Raw genomic sequence first — 11,026 nt, 5'->3', positions numbered from 1 at the left:
ATAGAAGCCGGTGCAAAGATAAGCTACAAAGAGAATGAAGGATACCCACCACTTTTGATAGAAGCGGATGGATTGACAGGTGGAGATGTGAAAATAGACGGTGCCATTTCAAGTCAGTTTTTGACTGCACTGTTGCTCGCTGCTCCTATGGCAAAAGAAGATATGACCATTACTATTATTGGAGAACTTGTCTCTAAACCTTACATCGATATTACTCTGCATATCATGAAAGAATTTGGTATAGATGTGGTGAATGACAACTATAAGACTTTCAGTATAAAAGGTAAACAAATCTATAAAGCTGTAGAGACTTTCATGGTAGAAGGTGATGCCTCTTCTGCCTCTTATTTCTTGGCTGCTGCTGCCATTAAAGGTGGTACAGTGAAAGTTACGGGTATTGGAAAAAAGAGTATCCAGGGGGATGTTCAATTTGTAGATGTCCTGGAAAAAATGGGTGCAGTGGTAGAGTGGGGTAATGACTATGTATCTGTAAGTAAAGGTGAACTTCATGCTATAGATATGGATTTCAACCATATCCCTGATGCCGCTATGACCATAGCCACTACAGCACTTTTTGTAGAGGGTACGACAACACTTAGAAATATCTATAACTGGCGCGTAAAAGAGACAGATAGACTTTTTGCTATGGCAACAGAACTTCGTAAGGTCGGAGCAGAAGTAGAAGAGGGTGAAGATTATCTTAAAATAACTGCACCAAAAGTACTTAAACATGCAGCGATTGACACTTATGATGACCATAGAATGGCCATGTGTTTTTCGCTTTTGGCATTAGACCCAGTCTCTGTGACCATCAATGAGCCTGAATGTACTGCGAAAACATTTCCTACGTATTTTGATGTTCTTGAGAGTATCTCTTCTTAAAAACTTCTAAACACAATAATTAAAACTTAAAATTAACAAGATTTTTGATCACTAAGCTGAAGTTGACTAAGTGTCAGCGAAGCTTATGTGCCTTTACGCTATAAGCCATATTTATGGTTAAAAGGGTATAATTACGCAAAATTAGGCACACATAAGGATAGGTATGAAGTTCGAAGATATCGAAATAGAAGAAGTAGATTTTGAGGCGATGCTCGAGGAATCGTTTAAAAAATCAGAGTCAAAAAGTGATTTAGTAGCAGGTACAGTTGTAAAGATAGATGAAAAAGATAATATCGCAGTAATCGACATTGGTGGTGGTAGAGATGCAACTCTGACACTTGATGAACTTAGAGACGAAGAAGGTAATCTTGCGTTTAATGTAAGTGATACTATTGATGTTGTTACAATGGGAAGAGGTCGTATTTCTCATAAAGCTGCTTTAAGCAGAGTAGCATTAAATGAGTTTATTGCTGAGTATGATGAAGAGCAAGAGTACATTATCGAAGGTGTAGTAACTAAAGCCAATAAAGGTGGTTACGTAGTTGATTGTGATGGTTTAGAGTTCTTTATGCCACGTACACTCTCTTACCTTTCTTCAAAAATTGATCCTATTGGTAAAAAAGTAAAAGCTGTTATCGTAAAAGTAGATAAAGATAAAGGTTCAGTAGTTGTTTCTAGAAAAGAACTTATTGAACGTGATAAAGCTAAAACAGATGAGATCGTTTCAGAACTTCTTGAGAAAAAAGAGCCAGTAGTTGGTACTATCAAGAAAATAACTTCTTATGGTATGTTCGTAGATGTTGGTGGTATGGACGGTCTTGTTCATTACTCACAGATCTCTCACAAAGGTCCAGTGAATCCATCTAAATATTTTGCTGAAGGTGATCAAGTAAACGTAATCGCTTTAGACTATGATAAAAAGAAAAGACATCTTTCACTCTCTATTAAAGATGCTAATCCTGATCCTTGGGCTGACATTGATGCTATCATCGGTGTAGGTGATACAGTAACTGCTACAGTGTCTAACATTGAACCTTATGGTGTATTTGTTGATCTTGGTGAAGATCTTGAAGCATTCCTTCATGTATCTGAAATCTCTTGGGATAAAAATGTTAAACACCCTAAAGACTACTTAGAAAACAATTCTGACATCAATGTTGAAGTCATTGAAATCGATAAAGAGGGTAGAAGATTAAGAGTGAGCCTTAAAAATCTTCTTCCTAAACCTATGGATGCATTTACTGCTGAAAACAAAGTAGGTGATGTTGTAACTGGTGCAGTAACATCAATTACTGACTTTGGTGCATTTGTAAAAGTTGGAGCCGTTGAAGGTCTTCTTCATAATCAAGAAATCTCTTGGGACAAATCAAAGAATGCAAAATCTGAACTTAAAGTTGGTGACGAAGTTGAAGTGAAGATCATTAAGATCGATAGAGATGCAGGTAAGATCTCATTGAGTAAAAAAGCGCTTGAAGCTTCACCGGTAAAAGCATTCGCTGAAACGCATAAAAATGGTTCTATCGTAACTGGTACAGTAAAAGATAAAAAAGACTTCGGTGTATTCATTTCACTTGAAGACAATATTGATGCGCTTATTAGAACAGAAGATCTTCACCCACTTAAATTTGATGAGATCGAAAAAGGTCAAGAGATCAAAGGTGTGATCAGCTTTATTGATGCGAACAATGATAGAATTAGAGTCTCTGTAAAAAGACTTGAGCGTCAAGAAGAAAGAGAAGCAATGGATCAACTCAATTTAGACCAAGATGACAGTATGACTCTTGGGGATGCATTTGGCGATAAATTCAAAAGATAATTAGTAAAGCTTCAAATAGTTAAAATAAGAGATATGTCTCAGAACATATTCTCTTATTTTCAATTCTTAATATTGAGTTGCCTTTAGTAGGCGGTTCATACGATTATTCGTATTCTTCCGTACTTCATGGTACTTCAATTTTCACAAAATTAAAGGTTATAAGATGTCAAAAAAGACGATTGTTGTTTGTGATCATATTCATCAAGATGGATTAGATATTCTTGCAAATGATAGTGAAATAGAATTTATTAATGCTGCAGACGAGCCTAAAGATAAGCTTCTTTCTGAGTTTATCCCTTTAGCAGATGTTGCTATTACACGTTCATCTACAGATGTTGATGACGCATTTTTAGCACAGGCCAACAAGATAACTGCAGTCGTACGTGCGGGTGTGGGTGTGGACAATGTAGACATTCCTGGTTCAAGTAAACAGGGTATCGTCGTAATGAACGTACCTACGGCAAATACTATTGCAGCAGTTGAACTTACCATGACACATCTACTTTCATGTGTAAGACAATTTCCTTATGCACATAACAACCTTAAACTTGATCGTGTGTGGAGAAGACAGGACTGGTATGGTACTGAGCTCAAAGATAAAAAACTTGGTGTCATCGGTTTTGGTAATATTGGTTCACGTGTAGGAAAAAGAGCTAAAGCATTTGAAATGGATGTTATAGCGTATGACCCATATATTGATCCAAGCAAAGTAACAGATCTGGATGCTTCATACACTAAGAATTTTGAAGATATTTTAGCATGTGACATTATTACTATTCACACACCTAAAAACTCTGAAACAATCGGTATGATAGGTAAAGATGAAATAGCCAAGATGAAAGACGGAGTTATCCTTATAAACTGCGCAAGGGGTGGTCTTTATAATGAAGATGCACTTTTAGAGGGTCTTACTTCTGGTAAGATAGCAATGGCAGGAATCGATGTATTTAACAAAGAGCCTGCAACTGATCATCCTCTGCTTGATCTTGACAATGTGACTGTGACACCTCACCTTGGTGCAAACACAAAAGAGTCACAAAAGAATATTGCAATTCAGGCAGCTGAAAATGCGATAGCAGCAGCAAAGGGTATTTCATACCCGAATGCACTTAATCTACCGATCAAAGAGAATGAACTCCCTGATTTTGTAAGACCATATTTGGAGCTTATTCAAAAGATAGGTCATATGTCTGCACAGATCACGAAAAGTGCTGTAAAGTCGATTAGAGTCATGGCATCTGGTCCTGTGGCTGATCATTTAGAATCTATGGGTACATTTGCAACAGTAGGTGTTCTTACTGAGTCTTTGGGAGATCAAGTAAACTATGTAAATGCTGAGTTTGTTGCTGATGAACGTGGTATAGAGATCATCAAAGAGGTAAAACCAAACAACAGTGGATTTACCAATAAAATTGGTGTGAAACTTACAACTACAGAAGGTACTATCTCTATAGAAGGAACTGTTTTTGATGATACAGAACAACGTATTATTGAAATAGATGACTATATCTTAGATGTTGAACCAAAAGGTACGATGATCTTCTTTAGAAATACAGACACTCCAGGAGTGATCGGTGATGTAGGTAGGATCATGGCTGAGAATGGCTTGAATATATCTGATTTTAGACTCGGACGTGACAGTAAAAAACAAGCTTTGGCTGTTGTACGCGTAGATGGTAAAATCAAAAAAGAACTTCTTGAAAAACTTGCTGCACTCGAAGCATGTATTAGCGTTTCTCACGCAACACTTTAAAACTAAGTGGATACTCCACTTAGTTAATTTCACTTACCTGATTTTTATCTTTAAACATTTTAAACACTTTCATTTTTTCTATAAAGGTATATCTAATGTAAATTACTTTAAGTTATATTAGATATAATAGTTACTTATTTAATTAAACTTATAAGTAGAAAATTATTTCTTTAGTTATAATGTAATCTTAGGAAAGAGGAGCGCATCTGATGAAAAAATATCTTATTTTTCTTTTGTCATGGCCACTATTTGCAGGCTTGAACAACTTGGAGCTTAGGCAAGCTATTAGTATGTTGGAAAGTAATAATCTAGAGTTGAAAATATCGCATTTTAATGAGCAGATGAAGGCGTATGAAGCTACTGCTGCCAAAGGTCATAACTACGGTAAACTAGATGTGACTGCTGCAGCAATGCGTTCAAACGATGCTGGAAATGTATTTGGATTCAAATTACAAAGTCGTGAAGCCACTTTTGGTGATTTCGGTTTTGCTGAATTTGATGGGACAAATCCAAATATATTGAATGTGCAGCCTTCAGATTTAAATTATCCAGAAGCAAGAAACCACTATCAGACAAAGATCTCTTATATTCTGCCTTTATATACAGGTGGAAAATTAACAGAGTACGGACGTATTACAGATGCTTTGTATCGTATGAGCCAGTGGGATACGCAAAAACTTCTTAATGAAAAAATATTTCAGACAAAAAAAGCATTTTATGATATCTCTTTGGTTGAAAATTACATTTTGAATCTTTCTAAGATCATTAAAAATATCAACCATTTAGAAAATATAGTTAAAAGTATGGGAGACGAAGGGTATGCACAAGAGATAGATCTGCTTGAAGTTCAGGCACGTAGGGCAGAGGCTGAAAGTATGCATAACCAGGCCAAACTCAATAAAGATCTAGCGTATCAGTTTCTCTCATTTTTATTGAATGAAGAGGTGAATACTATTAAAAAAGTGAATGATATGGCACCTATGCCAGGTATTGATGCAGCTGAAATTGAAAGTAATAATATAGATATACAAAAAGCACTTTTGGGATTGCAGATAAGTCAAATGGCCATTGATGTTGAACAATCGAATTATTTACCAAGTATTGGTGCATTTGGAGAGTATGGAAGTGCAGATGATGAGTTGTGGAATGAATTTAGAGAGAAAGATTCATATACTGTAGGAGTACAGTTGACATGGAATATCTTTAATGGTGGAATTGATACTGCAAATTTTGAGAAAGCAAAGGTCAATCATCTTAAAGTGCAAGATCAAGTCTCTTTGGCCAAATCTGGTATTGCATTAAAGGTTAAAAAACTTGAAACAGAAATTTTAAGTAAAAATGCAGATGTAAAGAGTTATAAAAAACAATTGCATTTTGCAAGAAAAGTATATGAAAATTATCGTTCACGATATAAAGAAGGCATCGTTTCAATCTCAGATGTACTGATGAAACAATCTAGGGAATTAGAAGTGTTACTGAAGTTACTTACAGTGAAGAATGAACGAAATACAAAAATATTTGAATTAAATAGTATTTTAAATAAAGGAGGAAACGTATGAAAAAACTAATGAAATTAATTATTTTAGCATTAATGGTGACTTTGGCAAATGGAACAGAGATAGATCTGAGTGGTTCAGTTGTTTCAGATAATCAAAAGATGATAACCAGCCGTTATATGGGGTATGTGAGAAACATGGCTGTATCTGAAGGTGATATTGTAAAAAAAGGACAACTTCTTTATGAGATCGATTCCAAAGAGATAGAGTCTGCAGAAAGACAGGTAGACCTAGCTATTTCTCAAGCCAGACTTGCACTTCAGATGAATAAAAATCAATACAATAATATTTTGACAAATCTTGCTAGACATGAGAGACTCTATAAGAAGAAAATGGTTTCTAAATATGAGTTTGAAATGCTGCAACTTGCGGAAAAAAACCTTAAAGATATGGTAGAAATAGCAGAACAGCAGGTAAAGCAGGCATTAGCCAAAAAAGATGAAGTAATAAATCAGTATAATTATCTAAAGATTCACGCACCAAATGATGGTGTAATTGTAGATAAACGTCTTAATGAGGGTGAAATGGCTATTCCAGGTATGCCTGCAGTCGTTTTAACAGATCTTAGTAAGTTAACTATTGTATCAGAATTGAGTGAAACACAATTGAGATATATCAATTTAGGGAAGAAGGTTGAGATTGAAATACCTTCTATTGCATTTAGGACAGAGGGGCATATAACTTCTATTATTCCAAGTTCAAATCCTATGACACATAAGTTTAAGATCAAAATGAATTTTGACAGTAAGGGACGTGCTTCTGTCTATCCTGGGATGTATGCCAAAATTATAATTAGGTAGGTTGTAATGGAAACTAAAACAGAATATGAGATCATTAACGTAGCGGGAAAACTGGCAAAGGGTTTTTTAACGAGTCCCTTAACAGTTGTTTTGGGTGCTATGTTACTTCTTGTCGGATATATTGCACTCAATACGATGCCAAGAGAAGAAGATCCTCAAATTGCTATTTCAGGTGGGGCAGTGATTGTTGCCATGCCAGGTGCATCACCTAGAGAGATTGAAAATATTATTGTAAAGCCACTAGAACGGAAATTGAGAGAAGTTCGTGGTATAGAACATGTGTATGGTATGGCTATGGACAATGTAGGTATTGTTAATGTCATGTACTATATCGGTGAGAATAGAGAAGACTCAAACTTGAAACTCTATGATAAGGTCATGCAAAATATGGATATCATGCCAAAAGGTGTGATGCAGCCTAGTGTAAAGCCTTTTGATATTGATATTGATATTCCCATTGTTACAGTAGCATTCTATCCAAAAACAAAAAGCAGTATAGATGATGTAGCACTTTTTGAAATGGTCAGAAAAGTACAACAAAAAATAAATGCTGTAGATAATGTAGCTAAAACGACACTAAAAGGTGCACGAAAAGCACAATTCAATATTGAGGTAGATATGGGGAGGCTCTCAGCATATCACCTCTCTTTAGGGCAGATCATGAAAGCAGTACAATCTATTGCAGTTGATGTTCCTGATGTAAAGGGTAGAACCAGAGAAAATAAATTGGTCATATTTGGTGTAAAAAATGCTATTGAAAGTATTGATGATGTGGGAAATGTGATAGTTGCACAGTATATGGGGTCACCTATCTATTTAAAAGATGTAGCTTCAGTGACCAATGGAGTAGATATAGAAAATTTCCGAACGGCAAAGATTTTCTTGAAAGAAGAAAATAAAGATACTCAAACACAAGATCATGAGTCAGAACAGACCAAAGTGACAATGAGTGAAGAAAAGAATCAAATTACAATGACCATCGCAAAACTAGCGGGAACCAATGCTGTATTTGTTTCTGAAGATGTGGTTGATGTACTTAAAAGCTATGAACGTGAATTTGAAGAGTTAGGCATTGGATATCTTACTACCCGAAATTATGGTGTACGTGCAAATGAGGCCGTAAATGAGTTGATGCATCATTTAATTATTACGATCATTATCATTGCGTTGATGTTGGTTTTTGCTTTAGGATGGAGAGAGTCTATCATTGTTACTTTTACGGTACCAGCAATCTTGGCGGTAACGTTATTTACTGCATGGATGACAGGTCAGACGATGAACAGGATCACACTCTTTGCGCTCCTGCTCTCATTAGGGTTACTTGTAGATGCGGCAATTATTGTCATTGAAAATATCCATAGACATTTACATAGCCATGGTGTTGAAGATAAAGAGATGGGAGAACTTTTGATTGAGGCAACTGATGAGATTGGTGCACCAACAAATATTGCTACTTTGGCCATTATCCTAACGATGGTCCCTATGGCATTTGTAGGGGGAATGATGGGGTCATTTATGAAGCCTATTCCCTATAATGTACCTGTAGCACTCTTGGCATCACTTTTTGTTGCCTATATATTTACACCGTATTTAAGTCTAAAATTACTTAAAAAACCAGAACATGGTCATCACCATGAAGAGAAAAATGAAGAGGGATCTAAATAATGAAAAATTTTGAAAACTTTATTTATAGTATTCTTGATGATGCTTTAAAGAAAAAACTTGTTATTTTTTTAACCGCGGCAGCATTTTTTCTCTCTCTTTTGATGTTCCCCACAAAAATGGTACTGGCAAAAATGTTACCAGGGAAAAGTGATAACACATTTTCTATCTATATTGATACACCTACTGGTTCTTCCATTGAGCAGACGAAAGCGGTGTCTTCATGTGTAGTTGACTTTCTGAAAAAAGAAGATGAAATAATGAATCTTGAGCTTTTTTTAGGACAGGGTATTCCACTCGATTACGCTGGACTTGTAAAAGGTGCAAGTATGAAACGTACTGAAAATGTAGCTGAGATCTCAATTAACCTTACAGATAAACATCACCGTGCGGAACCATCATTTCTTATGGTGCAACGTATAAGACCTGAGATCAAAAAATCATGTTTATCTATAGTAGAAGGTACAAATATTAAGTTTGTGGAGCAACCATCAGGACCTCCAACACTTGCTTCTATTGTGGTTGAAGTCCATGGGGAGAACTTAGCAAAGGTAAGAACTATTTCTACGAAAGTAGCAAATATTTTATCTGATACAGAAGGTCTTGTTGATGTTGATGTGATGGCTGACGAAATCTATGAGAAATTTGAACTGATACCAGACAAAGAAAAAATAGCCAGAAGTGGATTGAGTGTAGAACAAGTAAATAATATCTTGTACCTGGCTTTTGAAGGCATGGTCATTGCACATAAAAACTCCAAAAACTCTCCAGACCAGATACCAATATTTCTGATCTTGGATGTTGAGACGAAAAATCTACCTGCTGCTAATAAGGATGCCTTACAAAGTAAACTTTCATCGTTGAACCTCATGAATATGAGAGGAATGATGGTACCTTTAAGTGAAGTGGTTAATCTTCGTAAAGTGAAGTCAAACCCTATGATCATGCATAAGGACCTTTCTCGTATGGTAAATGTAGTTGCAGAGACAGATATGGTTTCTCAAGTTTATCCGTTATTGGATGCACGTAGTGTCATGCTTGAAAAGTTTTCTGAAGATTATAATATTACTAAAGAAGGTATTTCAACGTATATGTTCGATTTTACTTTAACAGATAAAAAAACGCATGAAGAATTCTTGATTCGTTGGGATGGAGAGATGAAAGTAACACTTGATACTTTTAGAGATCTAGGTGCTGCATTTATAGCTGCTTTGATATTGATATTCTTATTGTTGGTCATTTACTATAAGAGTTTCGCTATAAGTGGTATTGTACTGTTAGGTTCATTCCTTTCACTGATAGGTGTTATTGTAGGACACTGGGTAGCCAATTGGTTTACTTCGGAGACATTCTTCTTGACCGCAACTTCATTGATCGGGTTTATTGCACTTATAGGAATCAGTTCACGTAACTCACTGCTTCTTATAGACTTTGCCAAGTCTTTAATGGAGGTTGATGGGATTAAAAAACGTAGAGCTATTGCTATTGCAGCAGCAACAAGAGCAAAACCTATTGCTTTAACGGCAGTTGCAATTATTTTGGGTTCCGCTTTACTTGCTGGTGACCCTGTCTTTGGTGGGCTTGGTGTTGCACTTATCTCGGGTACGGTTGCAGCCGTATTTGTTTCACTTCTCTTTGTCCCTGTCTTGATGGATAATGCAAAAGCAATGGATTTTGAAAAATCCGATCATGATGAAAAGCATCATTCTATTTCTATCACTAGATAATCTACTTTTTTGGCATCCTTTTAGGGTGCCGCTACAACCTTTTACCAAGCATTTGCTATAATCAGCCATTATTTTTAAGGAGCTAAAATGGCTACAATTGGAATGGGTGATATTAAAAAAGGCACCAGACTCGAAATCACAGGAAATCCTTATAAGGTTACAGACTTTCAGCATGTCAAACCGGGTAAAGGTGCAGCTTTTGTACGTATGAAGATCAAGAATCTTTCTACAGGTAAAACAATTGAAAAAACTGTACATGCAGGTGATAAATTTGATGTACCGGAACTTGAACAAAAAACAATGCAGTATCTTTATGATGATGGTGAAATGCTTCAGTTTATGGACACGACAACATTTGAGCAGATCGGTCTTACGCATGAACAAGTAGGCAAAGATACATTTGATTTTATGATAGATGGAATGGAAGCTGAAATTTTGTTTCATGGAGGTAAAGCGATTTCAGTAGAGATACCACAAACGGTTGTTTTGAAGATCGTAGAAACACCACCTAACTTCAAGGGTGACTCACAAGGTGGGAAAAAACCGGCTACACTTGAAAGTGGTGCAGTAGTTCAAGTACCTTTTCATGTTCTTGAAGGTGAGATGATCAAAGTGGATACTGTTGAGGGAAAATATTTGGAGAAAGCCAAATCATAAAATCTTTTTAGAGGTAGACTAACAACTAAAAAGGAATTTCCTTTTTGGTTGTTAGTGCTCCATTCAAGAGAGTTATTCTAGTTTAAATTTATTTTTTCTTCTTTTTCTTTTTCTTAAAGACTTTTTCACAATCTTTTATCATTGCATCTGGTGTTGTGGCAATGGTCATAAAC

At 35.9% G+C, this 11,026-nt stretch carries 8 protein-coding genes; all 8 read left to right on the top strand.

The window, feature by feature from the left end:
- Positions 1-882: 3-phosphoshikimate 1-carboxyvinyltransferase (aroA, locus tag WBM70_RS04765; RefSeq protein WP_424557366.1), on the top strand; the 882-nt coding region annotated here is incomplete at its 5' end.
- 163 nt (positions 883-1,045) lie between these two features.
- Positions 1,046-2,698 (top strand): 30S ribosomal protein S1, encoded by a 1,653-nt coding sequence (locus tag WBM70_RS04760; protein ID WP_424557365.1) that lies wholly within the window; start codon positions 1,046-1,048, stop codon positions 2,696-2,698.
- A 163-nt stretch (positions 2,699-2,861) separates the two neighbouring features.
- Positions 2,862-4,451: a phosphoglycerate dehydrogenase gene (gene serA / locus WBM70_RS04755; protein ID WP_424557364.1), complete on the top strand. Its 1,590-nt coding sequence runs from the start codon at positions 2,862-2,864 to the stop codon at positions 4,449-4,451.
- A gap of 209 nt (positions 4,452-4,660) precedes the next feature.
- On the top strand, positions 4,661-6,010 hold the full coding sequence (locus tag WBM70_RS04750; protein WP_424557363.1) for a TolC family protein: 1,350 nt from the start codon (positions 4,661-4,663) through the stop codon (positions 6,008-6,010).
- Entirely contained in the window at positions 6,007-6,807 is an 801-nt protein-coding gene (locus tag WBM70_RS04745; protein ID WP_424557362.1) for an efflux RND transporter periplasmic adaptor subunit, read from the top strand. Before WBM70_RS04750 ends, WBM70_RS04745 begins: the two co-directional genes overlap by 4 nt.
- A 6-nt stretch (positions 6,808-6,813) precedes the next feature.
- The gene (locus WBM70_RS04740) at positions 6,814-8,472 is read left to right on the top strand and encodes an efflux RND transporter permease subunit (RefSeq protein ID WP_424557361.1); all 1,659 of its coding nucleotides are present in this window, start codon (positions 6,814-6,816) and stop codon (positions 8,470-8,472) included.
- On the top strand, positions 8,472-10,196 hold the full coding sequence (locus WBM70_RS04735) for an efflux RND transporter permease subunit (protein ID WP_424557360.1): 1,725 nt from the start codon (positions 8,472-8,474) through the stop codon (positions 10,194-10,196). The genes WBM70_RS04740 and WBM70_RS04735 overlap by 1 nt, the downstream gene beginning before the upstream one ends.
- A gap of 87 nt (positions 10,197-10,283) precedes the next feature.
- On the top strand, positions 10,284-10,853 hold the full coding sequence (gene efp, locus WBM70_RS04730) for an elongation factor P (protein ID WP_424557359.1): 570 nt from the start codon (positions 10,284-10,286) through the stop codon (positions 10,851-10,853).
- The last annotated feature ends 173 nt before the right edge of the window (positions 10,854-11,026 follow it).

Origin of the sequence: Sulfurovum sp. (assembly GCF_049668085.1) — a bacterium.
Classification (GTDB): domain Bacteria; phylum Campylobacterota; class Campylobacteria; order Campylobacterales; family Sulfurovaceae; genus Sulfurovum.
The sequence above is the reverse complement of the archived record's forward strand: the minus strand, read 5'-3'. Positions and strand labels throughout refer to the sequence as shown.

Coding starts and splice junctions, on each gene's coding strand:
- WBM70_RS04760 (WP_424557365.1), top strand. CDS start 1,046: ATGAAGTTCGAAGATATCGAAATAGAAGAAGTAGATTTTGAGGCGATG.
- serA (WP_424557364.1), top strand. CDS start 2,862: ATGTCAAAAAAGACGATTGTTGTTTGTGATCATATTCATCAAGATGGA.
- WBM70_RS04750 (WP_424557363.1), top strand. CDS start 4,661: ATGAAAAAATATCTTATTTTTCTTTTGTCATGGCCACTATTTGCAGGC.
- WBM70_RS04745 (WP_424557362.1), top strand. CDS start 6,007: ATGAAAAAACTAATGAAATTAATTATTTTAGCATTAATGGTGACTTTG.
- WBM70_RS04740 (WP_424557361.1), top strand. CDS start 6,814: ATGGAAACTAAAACAGAATATGAGATCATTAACGTAGCGGGAAAACTG.
- WBM70_RS04735 (WP_424557360.1), top strand. CDS start 8,472: ATGAAAAATTTTGAAAACTTTATTTATAGTATTCTTGATGATGCTTTA.
- efp (WP_424557359.1), top strand. CDS start 10,284: ATGGCTACAATTGGAATGGGTGATATTAAAAAAGGCACCAGACTCGAA.